The sequence below is a fragment of the Burkholderia cenocepacia genome (assembly GCF_900446215.1).
Classification (GTDB): domain Bacteria; phylum Pseudomonadota; class Gammaproteobacteria; order Burkholderiales; family Burkholderiaceae; genus Burkholderia; species Burkholderia cenocepacia.
The window spans coordinates 59,981-74,565 of the sequence record NZ_UAQZ01000006.1 but is presented as its reverse complement, the minus strand read 5'-3'; the positions used below and the strand labels follow the sequence as shown (position 1 = coordinate 74,565).

7 protein-coding genes and 1 pseudogene are annotated in these 14,585 nt (G+C 68.1%); 5 read left to right on the top strand and 3 right to left on the bottom strand.

What is annotated here, in order from left to right; all coding sequences use genetic code 11:
* Positions 1–124 precede the first annotated feature (124 nt).
* From DTA15_RS13880 to DTA15_RS13860, 5 genes and pseudogenes are all read left to right on the top strand, one after another.
* A complete protein-coding gene (locus tag DTA15_RS13880; protein WP_006483863.1) occupies positions 125–2,089 on the top strand; it encodes a PhoX family protein in 1,965 nt (654 codons plus the stop codon).
* 640 nt (positions 2,090–2,729) lie between these two features.
* A pseudogene (locus DTA15_RS13875) lies at positions 2,730–3,554 on the top strand (IclR family transcriptional regulator).
* A gap of 255 nt (positions 3,555–3,809) precedes the next feature.
* Positions 3,810–5,183 carry an MdtA/MuxA family multidrug efflux RND transporter periplasmic adaptor subunit gene (locus tag DTA15_RS13870; RefSeq protein ID WP_006493330.1) on the top strand — a complete coding sequence of 458 codons (1,374 nt, stop codon included), beginning with the start codon at positions 3,810–3,812 and terminating at the stop codon, positions 5,181–5,183.
* A gap of 15 nt (positions 5,184–5,198) precedes the next feature.
* Complete coding sequence (locus tag DTA15_RS13865; protein ID WP_006490734.1) at positions 5,199–8,318, top strand: MdtB/MuxB family multidrug efflux RND transporter permease subunit; 3,120 nt, start codon at positions 5,199–5,201, stop codon at positions 8,316–8,318.
* Positions 8,319–8,321: 3 nt separating this feature from the next.
* The gene (locus DTA15_RS13860) at positions 8,322–11,630 is read left to right on the top strand and encodes an efflux RND transporter permease subunit (RefSeq protein ID WP_006490735.1); all 3,309 of its coding nucleotides are present in this window, start codon (positions 8,322–8,324) and stop codon (positions 11,628–11,630) included.
* A gap of 161 nt (positions 11,631–11,791) precedes the next feature.
* On the opposite strand, the gene DTA15_RS13855 is transcribed toward DTA15_RS13860, so the two are convergent.
* Genes DTA15_RS13855 through DTA15_RS13845 form a run of 3 tightly spaced genes read right to left on the bottom strand, consistent with a single transcriptional unit; the run spans position 11,792 to position 14,547 of the window.
* Entirely contained in the window at positions 11,792–12,487 is a 696-nt protein-coding gene (locus tag DTA15_RS13855; RefSeq protein ID WP_012492446.1) for a helix-turn-helix domain-containing protein, read from the bottom strand.
* Entirely contained in the window at positions 12,465–13,427 is a 963-nt protein-coding gene (locus DTA15_RS13850) for an AraC family transcriptional regulator (protein ID WP_006491252.1), read from the bottom strand. Before DTA15_RS13850 ends, DTA15_RS13855 begins: the two co-directional genes overlap by 23 nt.
* Before the next feature lie 31 nt (positions 13,428–13,458).
* Positions 13,459–14,547 carry a porin gene (locus DTA15_RS13845; RefSeq protein WP_006491251.1) on the bottom strand — a complete coding sequence of 363 codons (1,089 nt, stop codon included), beginning with the start codon at positions 14,545–14,547 and terminating at the stop codon, positions 13,459–13,461.
* Positions 14,548–14,585: the final 38 nt, after the last annotated feature.

The following is a 14,585-nucleotide window of genomic DNA, read 5'->3' as shown; positions in this document are numbered from 1 at the left end:
CAATTCAAAAAACTTTCATCTATCGTCCTTACACTTCCGTCCAGTTTTCAATATGCCTTCGCGGAGCTTGCCGCTCGCCCGCTTCGCGAAGGCCATTCTTCCAACAACCGAAACTGGACTCCACATGCCCGCGTTGCCCAATGCTTCCCGTCGTCAGGCCCTGAAGATCCTCGCCGGCGCGCCGATGCTTCCCCTTTCCGGCCTCGCGCTGCCGGCCCTGCTGACGGGTTGCGGCGGCGACGACGATCCCGCGTCGACGCCGGCCCCGGTCGCCGCTGCCTATACGTCGGCGGCATTCTCGGCGATGGCCGCGCCGACGCTCGACAACGCGGCCGCGATGGCCACGACGACGGTCGGCTCGACGCTGTCGGTGTCGTTCTCGGACGGCTCGTCGCGCAATTTCAAGCTCGCGTACCGGCCGTTCTTCGTGACGGGCGACATGGTGCCGGACGGCAAGGGCGGCACGACGCTCGCGGGCGGCTACTACGACATCAACAACCAGCCGATCATCGATCGCTCGGTCGCCGGCAAGGAGCGCCAGTTCTATTCCGACTGCCCGGACGGCAGCTCGCTCCTGACGCTGAAGAACGCGAACGTGCCGGGCGTGAAGGGCAACACGGTGTTCGCGGTCGTGCAGTTCGAATACACGACGCGCGACCAGGCGAGCGCGTCGCAGTACGGCCAGCTGCCGTCGCCGATCGCCGTGCTCACGCTCGACCAGGACCCGGCCACCGGCGCGCTGAAGGTCGTGAAGTACCACAACGTCGACACGTCGAAGGCGCACGGCCTGTGGATCACCTGCGGCGCGAGCCTGTCGCCGTGGGGCACGCACCTGTCGAGCGAGGAATACGAGCCGGACGCGACGAAGGCCGCGACCGACGCGCAGTTCAAGGCGTTCAGCAAGAACACCTTCGGCGACGAGACGAAGGCGAACCCCTACCACTACGGCCACCTGCCCGAGATCACCGTGAACCCGGACGGCACCGGCACCGTGAAGAAGCACTACTGCCTCGGCCGCATCTCGCACGAGCTGATCCAGGTGATGCCCGACCAGCGCACCGTGATGATGGGCGACGACGCGACCAACGGCGGCCTGTTCATGTTCGTCGCCGACAAGGCGGCCGACCTGTCGGCCGGCACGCTGTACGTCGCGAAGTGGACGCAGACGTCGTCCGCCGGCGCCGGCACCGCGACGCTGACGTGGATCAAGATCGGCCACGCGACCAGCGGCGAGATCGAAACGCTCGCGAACACGCTGAAGGCGTCGGACATCATGGACCTGGTGACCACCGATCCGAACGATGCGAGCTACACGAAGATCCACTTCGGCGGCAAGTTCAACTGGATGCGCGTGAAGCCGGGGATGGAAAAGGCGGCCGCGTTCCTCGAGACGCACCGCTACGCGGCGCTGCTCGGCGGCAGCATGGCGTTCACGAAGCTCGAAGGCACGACCGTGAACGCGAAGGACAAGATCGTCTACACGGCGATGTCGCGGATCGAAACGTCGATGGTCAAGGGCAATGCGGTGTCGCGCGACGTCGCGGTCGACAAGAAGATCGCCGCGGGCGCCGTCTACGCGCTGAACCTGAAGGCCGGCCAGCGCGACACGACGGGCGGCGCGATCGACAGCGAATGGGTGCCGGTCGACATGGGCGCGCCGGCCGCGCTGGTCGGTGAGGACCTCGCCGCGGCCGATGCGCTCGGCAACCTCGCGAACCCGGACAAGATCGCGAACCCCGACAACCTGAAGTTCTCCGAAAAGCTGCGCACGCTGTTCATCGGCGAAGACTCGGGCATGCACGTGAACAACTTCCTGTGGGCCTACAACGTCGACACGAAGTCGCTCGCGCGCGTGCTGTCGTGCCCGGCCGGCGCCGAATCGACGGGCCTGCACGCGGTCGACGAGATCAACGGCTGGACCTACATCATGAGCAACTTCCAGCACGCGGGCGACTGGGAAACGCCGCTGCACGACAAGGTCAAGCCGACGCTCGACCCGCTCGTGCGCGCGAACTACAAGGATCGCTTCGGCGCCAGCGTCGGCTACCTGACGGCCGAGCAGACCAGCATCAAGCTCGCGAAGGACTGACCGCCTCGCGCGAGGGGGCGTTGCGCCCCTGCAGGGCGTCCCTGACCGGGCGTCCCTAACCGGGCGTCCCTAACCGGGCGTCCTTTCTTCATCACCGTTCATTCGTCGGCGCTCCACGCCGTTTCACGCGCGATGCCCACTGCGGGCGTCGCGCTTTTTTTTGCGTGCGGGAAGCGTACAGACGGCGCCCATCGCGCGTGCCAGCACGCGCGAAACTGGCCCGGACGGGCATTTGTGGCGATCAGGAGATAATACGGGCCGACGCGTCCGGGCGGACCGTCGGAAGACAGGCAAAAAAAAGCGCCACGGAGACCGTGGCGCTAAAAAAGTTCTAGCCATTCCGAGGGCCGTGCTAGAACCTGAGAGACTGCGCGAAACATCGTTGCCGGTTAAACTCTTGAAACGATGTTTCGAAAACGTGAGACATTCTTTCCGTTTCCGCCCGACAAGTCAAGCGGTATTTGCACCGGTTCATGCACTTTCCGGCAACGCTCATTTGAGCGTTTTCCTAATAAACCAAGGGTGAACCCGTAAAATCTCATCCAATGACCGGTTCACCCACGGAACATGCATCTTTTGACAATAGTCCTACAATACCAACAAAATTGAAATCGAGTTTCGGAATTAGAGAGAATCCCTCGTGTCGACAACTGTAACCCCTCCCGCGTCGCGGGACCGTGAATCGTCACCCGACGAGATCACCGCCCTCGCCCGCGGCCTCGCCGTGCTGCGCCGTATCGCGGCTGCCGACGCGCCCGTCAGCAACCGCGAACTGACCTAATTGACCGGCATCCCGAAGCCGACCGTCTCGCGCATCACCGCGACGCTCGTCAGCGCCGGCTTCCTGTTCCAGTTGCCCGACAGCGAGCGCTTCGTGCTCACCGCGTCGGTGCTCGAACTGAGCCACGGCTTCCTGCGCAACTTCGACATCCGCGCGCGTTCGCGGCCGTTCATGATCGAGCTGGCCGAACGCACGTCGCTGTCCGTGCACCTCGCGGTGCGCGACCGCCTCGACATGGTCGCGATCGACGTGATCCGCCCGCGCTCGGCCGTGCTCGTCACGCGCCTCGAGATCGGCTCGCGGATGGACATCGCGCGTACGGCCGTCGGCCGCGCGTATCTCGCCGCGCTGGAGGACGACGAGCGTCGCCTGCTGCTCGAATCGCTGCGCACCACCGCCGGCGACGACTGGCCGCACGTGTCCGCTCGCCTCACGCCCGCGCTCGACGAAGCGATGCGCGACGGCCATGCGATCGCGATCGGCGAATGGCGCGAGGGCCTCAATGCGGTCGCGGCCGGTTTCGTCGGCCCGTCGGGTCAACGCTATTCGGTGAATTGCGGCGGCGCGTCGCACCAGTGCCCGCCCGAATGGCTGCAGGAACACGTGGTGCCCGCGCTGCAGGAATGCATCGCGAAAATCACCCGCGAAATCGGCGGCGCGCCGGCCCGGCGCATCGGCGTGTAATCGTTTCGTCATCGCCGTGTCGCGTTCTGTAACGACCGTAACCCGTTGAAAGATAGACCGCTGGACTGTAACGGGGACGGCACGTAGGATCATGCCCATCGTCGCGCCGCATTCGCGGCGCGCACCGCTCTTTTCCCGCGCGGATCGGCGGGGCCCCGGACCGAGCCGGGCCGCCCCGTCCCGTCACCCGCACGCCCACGCGCAGCCCAGCAGTCCGATTTCCGGCACGCCGCGCCGTCTTCCTGACAGAACACGATGGATAACGAACAAAAGCCCACGCCCCCTTCGAAAGACCCCGCGCCCGCCGCCGCACGGCGCCCGCGCCGCACGCTGCTGCTCGGCACCGTCGCGGTCGTCGTCATCGGCGGCCTGCTGTGGTGGCATCCGTGGAACCGCACGCCCGCGGCAGGCAGTTCAGCGCAAGGCGCGGGCGCCAGCGCGGCCGCTGGCAGCCATCGCGGCCGCGGCGGCCCCGCCGCGATGGCGAACGTTCCGCAGCCGGTGCAGGTCGCCACCGCGACGCAGGGCGAAATGCCGATCGTGCTGTCCGCGCTCGGCACCGTCACGCCGCTCGCGAACGTGACGGTGAAGACGCAACTGTCGGGCTATCTGCAATCGGTGTCGTTCCAGGAAGGCCAGATCGTCAAGAAGGGCGACGTGCTCGCGCAGATCGACCCGCGTCCGTACCAGGTCGCGCTCGAGAACGCCGAAGGCACGCATGCGCGCGACGCGGCGCTGCTCGCGACGGCCCGCCTCGACCTGAAGCGCTACCAGACGCTGCTGTCGCAGGACTCGATCGCGTCGCAAACCGTCGATACGCAGGCGTCGCTCGTCAAGCAGTACGAAGGCGCGGTGAAGACCGACCAGGCCGCGATCGATTCCGCGAAACTGAACCTCACGTATGCGCGCATCACGGCGCCGGTGTCGGGCCGCGTCGGCCTGCGCCAGGTCGACCCCGGCAACTACGTGACGCCGGGCGACACCAACGGCATCGTCGTGATCACGCAGTTGCAGCCGATGAGCGTGATCTTCACGACGTCGGAAGACAACCTGCCGCAGATCCTCAAGCAGGTGAACGCGGGCCGGAAGCTGTCGGTCACCGCGTACAACCGCAACAACACCGTGCCGCTCGAGACGGGTTCGCTCGCGACGCTCGACAACCAGATCGACACGAGCACCGGCACGGTCAAGCTGCGCGCGAACTTCGATAACAAGGAAGGCATGCTGTTCCCGAATCAGTTCGTGAACACGCGACTGCTCGTCGACGTGCTGCGCAACGCGACGATCGTGCCGACCTCCGCGGTGCTGACCGGCTCGATCGGCCAGTTCGTGTACGTCGTGAAGCCCGACAACACGGTGACCGTGCGCAAGGTCACGATCGGCCCGGTCGACGGCGAACGCACGAGCATCGTCAGCGGCGTGATGCTCGGCGAGCGCGTGGTGACCGACGGCTCGGACCGCCTGCGCGAAGGCTCGAAGATCTCGATTCCGGCCGACAAGCCGAAAGGCGCCTCGGGCGCGCACGGCGCCGGCGCGGCGTCGGGCGCATCGGCTGCGTCCGGTGCAGCCGGCCATCGCGGCGGACACCGGCACGGCGCGTCGCAAGCCGCGGCCCCCGCGGCCCAGTAACGCGCGGGCCGCTCGATGAATCCATCCCGCCTCTTCATTCTCCGGCCGGTCGGCACCGCCCTCCTGATGGCGGCGATCATGCTGGCCGGCCTCGTCGCGCTGCGCTTTCTGCCGCTCGCCGCGCTGCCCGAGGTCGACTACCCGACGATCCAGGTCCAGACCTTCTACCCGGGCGCGAGCCCGGAGGTGATGACGTCGTCGGTCACCGCGCCGCTCGAACGCCAGTTCGGGCAGATGCCGTCGCTGAACCAGATGTCGTCGCAAAGCTCGGCCGGTGCGTCGGTGATCACGCTGCAGTTCTCGCTCGACCTGCCGCTCGACATCGCCGAACAGGAAGTGCAGGCCGCGATCAACGCGGCCGGCAACCTGCTGCCGTCCGACCTGCCGGCTCCGCCGATCTACGCGAAGGTGAACCCGGCCGATGCACCGGTGCTGACGCTCGCCGTCAAGTCCAAGACGCTGCCGCTCACGCAGGTGCAGGACCTGGCCGACACGCGCCTCGCGATGAAGATCTCGCAGATCGCCGGCGTCGGCCTCGTCAGCCTGTCGGGCGGCAACCGCCCGGCCGTGCGGATCCAGGCGAACCCGACCGCGCTCGCGCAGTACGGGATGAACCTCGACGACCTGCGCACGACGATCTCGAACCTGAACGTCAACACGCCGAAGGGCAACTTCGACGGCCCGACGCGCGCGTACACGATCAACGCGAACGACCAGCTGACGAGCGCCGACCAGTACAACAGCGCGGTGGTCGCGTACAAGAACGGCCGCCCGGTGATGCTGACCGACGTCGCGACGGTCGTCGCCGGCTCGGAGAACACCAAGCTCGGCGCGTGGGTGAATGCGGACCCGGCGATCATCCTGAACGTGCAGCGCCAGCCGGGCGCGAACGTGATCGCGACCGTCGACGCGATCAAGGCGCAGTTGCCGAAGCTGCAGGAAACGCTGCCGGCCGCGCTCGACGTCGAGATCGTCACCGATCGCACGACGATGATCCGCGCGGCCGTGCGCGACGTGCAGTTCGAGCTGCTGCTCGCGGTCGCGCTGGTCGTGCTGGTGATGTACCTGTTCCTCGCGAACGTCTACGCGACGATCATCCCGAGCCTGTCGGTGCCGCTGTCGCTGATCGGCACGCTCGCGGTGATGTACATGGCCGGCTTCTCGCTGAACAACCTGTCGCTGATGGCGCTCACCATCGCGACCGGCTTCGTCGTCGACGATGCGATCGTGATGATCGAGAACATCGCGCGCTACGTCGAGGAAGGCGAATCGGGACTCGAGGCCGCGCTGAAGGGCTCGCGGCAGATCGGCTTCACGATCATCTCGCTGACGGTCTCGCTGATCGCGGTGCTGATCCCGCTGCTGTTCATGGGCGACGTGGTCGGGCGCCTCTTCCACGAATTCGCGATCACGCTCGCGGTGACGATCGTGATCTCGGCGATCGTGTCGCTCACGCTCGTGCCGATGATGTGCGCGAAGCTGCTGCGCCATTCGCCGCCGCCGGAGAGCCACCGCTTCGAGGCGCGCGTGCACCAGGCAATCGACTGGGTGATCGCGCGCTACGCGGTCGCGCTCGAATGGGTGCTGAACCGCCAGCGCTCGACGCTCGTCGTCGCGCTGCTGACGCTCGGGCTGACCGCCCTGCTCTATGTGTTCGTGCCGAAGGGCTTCTTCCCCGCGCAAGACACCGGCGTGATCCAGGCGATCACGCAGGCGCCGCAGTCGATCTCGTACGGCGCGATGGCCGAACGCCAGCAGGCGCTCGCGGCCGAGATCCTGAAGGATCCGAACGTCGACAGCCTCACGTCGTTCATCGGCGTCGACGGCAGCAACATCACGCTGAACAGCGGCCGGATGCTGATCAACCTGAAGGCCCGCGACGAACGCACCGAAACCGCCGCGCAGATCATCCGCGACCTGCAGCAGCGCGTGTCGAACATCACCGGCATCTCGCTGTTCATGCAGCCGGTGCAGGACCTGACGATCGACTCGACGGTCAGCCCGACGCAGTACCAGTTCATGCTGACGAGCCCCAACTCGGAAGAATTCGCGACCTGGGTGCCGAAGCTCGTCGCGCGGCTGCAGCAGGAGCCGTCGCTCGCCGACGTCGCGACCGACCTGCAGAGCAACGGCCAGTCGGTATACATCGAGATCGACCGCGCGAGCGCCGCGCGCTTCGGCATCACGCCGGCGACCGTCGACAACGCGCTGTACGACGCGTTCGGCCAGCGCATCGTGTCGACGATCTTCACGCAGTCGAACCAGTACCGAGTGATTCTCGAATCGGAGCCGAAGGAGCAGCACTACGCGCAATCGCTGAACGACATCTACCTGCCGTCGGCCGGCGGCGGCCAGGTGCCGCTGTCGTCGATCGCGTCGTTCCACGAGCGGCCGTCGCCGCTGCTGGTCGCGCACCTGTCGCAGTTCCCGTCGACGACGATCTCGTTCAACCTCGCACCGGGCGCGTCGCTCGGCGAAGCGGTCAAGGCGATCGAGGCCGCCGAGAAGGACATCGGCCTGCCCGGCTCGTTCCAGACGCGCTTCCAGGGTGCGGCGCTCGCGTTCCAGGCGTCGCTGTCGAACCAGCTGTTCCTGATCCTCGCGGCGGTCGTCACGATGTACATCGTGCTCGGCGTGCTGTACGAGAGCTACATCCACCCGATCACGATCCTGTCGACGCTGCCGTCGGCCGGCGTCGGCGCGCTGCTCGCGCTGATGATCACCGGGCACGACCTCGACATCATCGGGATCATCGGCATCGTGCTGCTGATCGGCATCGTGAAGAAGAACGCGATCATGATGATCGACTTCGCGCTCGAGGCCGAACGCGTCGAAGGCAAGCCGCCGCGCGAGGCGATCTACCAGGCCTGCCTGCTGCGCTTCCGGCCGATCCTGATGACGACGCTCGCCGCGCTGCTCGGCGCGGTGCCGCTGATCGTCGGCTCCGGCGCGGGCTCCGAGCTGCGCCAGCCGCTCGGGATCGCGATCGCCGGCGGCCTGATCGTGTCGCAGGTGCTGACGCTGTTCACGACGCCCGTGATCTACCTCGGCTTCGATTCGCTCGCGCGCCGCGTGCGCGGCTGGTTCGAACGGCACGGGCCAGGCGCCGATGCAGGCAAGCACACGGGCGCATAACCGATGAACCTGTCGCGCCCCTTCATCACCCGCCCCGTCGCGACGACGCTGCTCGCGCTCGGCGTCGCGCTCGCGGGCCTGTTCGCGTTCATCAAGCTGCCGGTGTCGCCGCTGCCGCAGGTCGACTTCCCGACGATCTCGGTGCAGGCGTCGCTGCCGGGCGCGAGCCCGGAAACGGTCGCGACCAGCGTGACGAGCCCGCTCGAGCGGCACCTCGGCTCGATCGCGGACGTCTCCGAAATGACGTCGACGAGCACGGTCGGCAATGCGCGGATCATCCTGCAGTTCGGCCTGAACCGCGACATCGACGGCGCCGCGCGCGACGTGCAGGCCGCGATCAACGCGGCGCGCGCCGACCTGCCCGCCGCGCTGAAGAGCAACCCGACGTACCGCAAGGTCAACCCGGCCGATTCGCCGATCATGATCGTGTCGCTGACGTCGGAGACGTCGTCGCCCGCGAAGCTGTACGACGCCGCGTCCACGGTGCTGCAGCAGTCGCTGTCGCAGATCGACGGGATCGGCCAGGTCACCGTGAGCGGCTCCGCGAACCCGGCCGTGCGCGTCGAGCTCGAACCGCAGTCGCTGTTCCACTACGGGATCGGCCTCGAGGACGTGCGCGCGGCGCTGGCGTCCGCGAACGCCAACGCGCCGAAGGGCGCGATCGAATTCGGCCCGCAGCACTACCAGCTCTACACGAACGACCAGGCGTCCCAGGCGTCGCAATACCGCGACCTTGTCGTCGCCTACCGCAACGGCTCGGCCGTGCGGCTGTCCGACCTATCGGACGTCGTCGATTCGGTCGAGGATCTGCGCAACCTCGGCCTGTCGAACGGCAAGCGCGCGGTGCTCGTGATCCTCTATCGCTCGCCCGGCGCGAACATCATCGACACGATCGACCGCGTGCGCGCGGCGCTGCCGCAGCTCACCGCGTCGCTGCCGGCCGACATCACGGTCACGCCGGTGCTCGACCGCTCGACCACCATCCGCGCATCGCTGAAGGACACCGAGCATACGCTGCTGATCGCGGTCAGCCTCGTCGTGATGGTCGTGTTCCTGTTCCTGCGCAACTGGCGCGCGACGCTGATCCCGAGCGTCGCGGTGCCGATCTCGATCATCGGCACGTTCGGCGCGATGTACCTGCTCGGCTTCTCGATCGACAACCTGTCGCTGATGGCGCTGATCGTCGCGACCGGCTTCGTCGTCGACGATGCGATCGTCGTGCTCGAGAACATCTCGCGGCACATCGAGAACGGCAAGCCGCGGATGCAGGCCGCGTTCGACGGCGCGCGCGAAGTCGGCTTCACGGTGCTGTCGATGAGCATCTCGCTCGTCGCGGTGTTCCTGCCGATCCTGCTGATGGGCGGGATCGTCGGGCGGTTGTTCCGCGAGTTCGCGCTGACACTGTCGCTCGCGATCGCCGTGTCGCTCGCGGTGTCGCTCACGGTCACGCCGATGATGTGCGCGCGCCTGCTGCCCGAACAGCACGACCCGCAAAGCGAGGGCCGCTTCGGGCGTTTCCTCGAACGCGGTTTCGCGCGCCTGCAGCGCGGCTACGAGCGCTCGCTGTCGTGGGCGCTGCGCCGGCCGCTCCTGATCCTGCTGACGCTGTTCGCGACGATCGGGCTGAACGTGTACCTGTACGTCGTCGTGCCGAAGGGCTTCTTCCCGCAGCAGGACACCGGGCTGATGATCGGCGGCATTCGGGCCGACCAGTCCACGTCGTTCCAGGCGATGAAGCTGAAGTTCTCCGAGATGATGCGGATCGTGCAGGCCAACCCGAACGTGAAGAGCGTCGCGGGCTTCACCGGCGGCACGCAAACCAACTCCGGCTTCATGTTCGTCACGCTGAAGGACCGCACCGAGCGCAAGCTGTCGGCCGACCAGGTGATCCAGCAGCTGCGCCCGCGGCTGGCGGACGTGGCCGGCGCGAGCACGTTCCTGCAGGCCGCGCAGGACATTCGCGTCGGCGGCCGGCAGAGCAACGCGCAGTACCAGTTCACGCTGCTCGGCGATTCGACCGCCGACCTGTACAAGTGGGGGCCGCTGCTGACCGAGGCGCTGCAGAAGCGCCCCGAGCTGACCGACGTGAACTCCGACCAGCAGCAAGGCGGCATGGAGGCCATGGTGACGATCGACCGCGCGACGGCCGCGCGGTTCGGCATCAAGCCCGCGCAGATCGACAACACGCTGTACGACGCGTTCGGCCAGCGCCAGGTCTCGACGATCTACAACCCGCTGAACCAGTACCACGTCGTGATGGAAGTCGCGCCGAAATACTGGCAGAGCCCGGAGATGCTGAACCAGGTTTGGATCAGCACGTCGGGCGGCAGCGCGAACGGCTCGCAGACCACCAACGCGGCCGCCGGCACCTTCGTCGCGACCTCGGCCGGCACGTCGAGCGCCGGCACGGCCGCGCAAAGCGCCGCGGCGATCGCGTCCGACTCGGCGCGCAACCAGGCGCTCAACTCGATCGCGGCGAGCGGCAAGTCGAGCGCGTCGTCGGGCGCGTCGGTGTCGACGTCGAAGTCGACGATGATCCCGCTGTCGGCGATCGCGACCTTCGGGCCGAGCACGACGCCGCTGTCGGTCAACCACCAGGGGCTGTTCGTCGCGACGACGATCTCGTTCAACCTGCCGCCGGGCGTGTCGCTGTCGCAGGCGACGCAGGTGATCTACCAGACGATGGCGCAGGTCGGGGTTCCGCCGACGATCGTCGGCAGCTTCCAGGGCACCGCGCAGGCGTTCCAGCAGTCGATGAACGATCAGCCGATCCTGATCCTCGCCGCGCTGCTGGCCGTCTACATCGTGCTCGGGATCCTGTACGAGAGCTACATCCATCCGATCACGATCCTGTCGACGCTGCCGTCGGCCGGCGTCGGCGCGCTGCTCGCGCTGCTGCTGTTCAAGACCGAGTTCAGCATCATCGCGCTGATCGGCGTGATCCTGCTGATCGGCATCGTGAAGAAGAACGCGATCATGATGGTCGACTTCGCGATCGACCAGACGCGCAACCAAGGGAAGTCGTCGTTCGACGCGATCCACGAAGCGTGCCTGCTGCGCTTTCGCCCGATCATGATGACGACGATGGCGGCGCTGCTCGGCGCGCTGCCGCTCGCGTTCGGCAACGGCGACGGCGCCGAATTGCGCGCGCCGCTCGGGATCGCGATCGCCGGCGGCCTGGTCATGTCGCAGGTGCTGACGCTCTATACGACGCCGGTCGTCTACCTGTACATGGACCGGTTCCGCGTATGGGCCGAGAAGCGCCGCAACCGCCGCGGCAATACCGGCGGGCCGGCCGTCGCCGGCGAGTAACGGCGAGTAACGGCAAGTAGCGGCGAGTAGCGGCGAGCGGCCGGACGCGAACGGGGCGGGGCATGTCGTACCGCCCCGCTCCGGCCGTCGGCCCGCGCCGCCGCGAAGGTCGCGCGCAGCCGGCATCCACGCCGGTGGGCCGCGACGACGGCCGACGGCGCTCAGCGGCGCTCGGCCTCGGCCGGATCGGCCAGCGCGTCCGCCAGGCGCCGGGCCGCGTCGTCGATCATTGCCGGTATCCGCCGCCATCGTGCGTCGCCCGGCACATCGAGCGCGACGCCGATCGCGAGCGCCCCGCCCGCATCCACCGGCATCGCGACGATGCCAGCCTCCTGCCACGACGCGCGTTGCCGGCCAAACCGCCGGACGGGCCGACCACCCGTGTCGGCCGCGTCGCTTTGGTCGTCCGCAGCGTCCTCTATCCGCCCCGCGAACCGCGCGCCGACGCGCGTGACGAGGCACGCGGCCCCGTCGGGCGCCGCCTGCGCGAGCACGACGACTTCCGCGCCATCCCGCCCGAGCAACTGCGCGGCGAGCCCGCTGCGCGCACACAACGCGTCCAGCACCGGCTGCGCGTGCGCGACCTCCGGCCGCGCGCCGAGATACGCGGCCGCGACCCGCGCGGCGGCCGGCCCCGGCCGATAGCGGCCGTGCGGATCGACGACCAGAAACGCATGCCGGACCAGCGTCCTCAGCAACCGCGCGATCGAGTTGCGCGGCACGTCGAGCCGCGTCGCCCGGTCCGCGGCGGTCGGGAGCGACGGCCCGGCCGCGACCGCTTCGAGAATCGCGAGCCCGCGCGCGAGCGCCGGCACCCAATGGCGCAACGCGCGGTCATCCATGTCGTGCAAGGTCATACAGGTCCCGTGCGTTGCGCGCATAGCGGCGCGGCGCCATCCCCGACCAGCGATGGAACGCGCGCGCGAACGCCTTCTCCGACGTGTAGCCGACCCGCTCGGCGATCTCGATCAGGCGCAGCTTGCCGTTCGCGAGCTCGCCGCTCGCCAGATACATCCGGTAGGCGGTCAGATGACCGATCGGCGTCTCGCCGACGAGTTCGGCGAAATGCGCGCAAAAGCGCGAACGCGACATGCCGGCCTCGGCCGCGAGGCTCGCGAGCTGCCAGTTGCGCCGCGGGTCGCGATGCATCAGCGCCATCGCGCGGCCGATCTGCGGATCGGTGAGGCCACGCAGCCAGCCCGTGTGATTCGCCGACGATTGCAGATGCGCGCGCAGCAGCTGCACGAACAGCACGTCGGCCAGGCGCGTCGCGGCGACCGCCCAGCCCGGCTGGCACGCCATCGATTCCTGGATGAAGCTCTGCAGCGTGCTCGCGAGCCACGGCGCGACGGCCGCATCGTTGGCGCGCACGTGGATCAGCGTCGGCAACACCGAGAACAGCGGGCTGCGCACGATGTCGCGATACACGACGATCCCCGTATAGAGCTCGCTGGTCGCGCCGCCGCCGCCCGCGACGAACTCGAGCGGCGTATCGAAGCGCGGCCGGATGCCCTTGTCGGCCATCAGCGTGTCGAACGGCACGGGCGGCACGTCGAGCGACGACGCCATCACGTGCTCGTCGCCGTGCGGCAGCAGCACGAAGTCGCCCGGCTCGACGTGCACGGGCGCGGCGCCCGCGACCGCCAGGAAGAACGGGCTGCCCGCGCAGGTGCGAAACGGCGCGCCCGCGACGGCCGGCTTGCGGATCGCCCACGGCGCGCTCAGCGTGAAGCGTCCGGTGACGACCGCATCGGCCCGCAGGTCGGTCAGCACGTCGCTGAGAAGATCGGTCGTCATCGTCGAAGTCTCCGTGGAGCGCGCCGCCGCATCAGAAGCGCTGCTGGATGCCCGCCATCGCGCCGACCTGGTTGCGGCCGGTGCCGACCGTGCCGCCTGCCGCCACCGCCGACGTGCCGAACGCGCTGTTCGTCATGTAACCGACCGACGTATAGACCAGCGTGCGCTTCGACAGGCTGTAATTCGCGCGCCCGACGAACAGGTTCGAGTCGTAGCGGCCGCGCAGCAGATAGCGCACGGCCTGTGCGTCGAATGATAGCGCCGGCGTCGCGTAGACCGTGCCGCCCGCGAAAAAGAGGTCCGACTGGCTGTGGGCCGCGGCCGCCGTGTTGCGGCGGATCCAGCCCGCGCCGAGCTTCGCGATGCCGAGCTTGACGTACGCATCGACGATCGTGCGCGTGTCCGTATAGCCTGGGCTCGACAGCGGCGCCGACGCGCCCGTGCCGCCGTGCATCACGTCGTACGATGCGGCCACGCCGAACTGCGGTGCGTCGTACGCGACCATCATCGTGTATTGCCGGCAGGCGACGGGGTCGCCCGGCACGTTGCCCGCGCAGTTCGTGGCCGACGGGCCGGCCGGGCCCGCCGCATCGCGCCCGGTGCTGTACGTACCGCCGAGCGTCACGCCGCCGAAGTGGCCGAGATAGCCGATCGCGCTGTCGCTGCGCGCGTTCGGCAGATAGCTGTCGAAGCTGGCCATCGAATGAATCGACGGGCCGATCACGTCGGCGTTGAGCAGCACGAGCATCGACATGTTCATCTGCCGCCCGAGCGTGAGCGTGCCGTACGGCGAATCGATGCCGACGTTCGCCTGCCGGCCGAACAGGCGGCCGCCGTAGTTCAGCGCGCCCGAGTTCAGCGCGAAGCCGTTTTCGAGCACGAAGAACGTGCGGTAGCCGCCGCCGAGCGCCTCGACGCCGCGCAACCCGAAGCGCGACGGCACTTCGCCGGTCAGCGACGGCATGCCGGCGACCGCGCCGCCGCCGGCCGCATGGTTGTAGTACTGCACGCCGGTGTCGACGATGCCGTACAGCGTCACGCTGCCCTGCGCCTGCGCGCCCGGCGATGCGGCGGCGGCCGCGAACGAGACGGCCGTCGCGGCCGTGCGAAAGGTTTTCATCGAAGTCTCCAGACCAATCGTGTAGTTATGCTTGCTAT

Coding starts and splice junctions, on each gene's coding strand:
- DTA15_RS13860 (WP_006490735.1), top strand. CDS start 8,322: ATGAACCTGTCGCGCCCCTTCATCACCCGCCCCGTCGCGACGACGCTG.
- DTA15_RS13845 (WP_006491251.1), bottom strand. CDS start 14,547: ATGAAAACCTTTCGCACGGCCGCGACGGCCGTCTCGTTCGCGGCCGCC.
- DTA15_RS13850 (WP_006491252.1), bottom strand. CDS start 13,427: ATGACGACCGATCTTCTCAGCGACGTGCTGACCGACCTGCGGGCCGAT.
- DTA15_RS13865 (WP_006490734.1), top strand. CDS start 5,199: ATGAATCCATCCCGCCTCTTCATTCTCCGGCCGGTCGGCACCGCCCTC.
- DTA15_RS13870 (WP_006493330.1), top strand. CDS start 3,810: ATGGATAACGAACAAAAGCCCACGCCCCCTTCGAAAGACCCCGCGCCC.
- DTA15_RS13880 (WP_006483863.1), top strand. CDS start 125: ATGCCCGCGTTGCCCAATGCTTCCCGTCGTCAGGCCCTGAAGATCCTC.
- DTA15_RS13855 (WP_012492446.1), bottom strand. CDS start 12,487: ATGACCTTGCACGACATGGATGACCGCGCGTTGCGCCATTGGGTGCCG.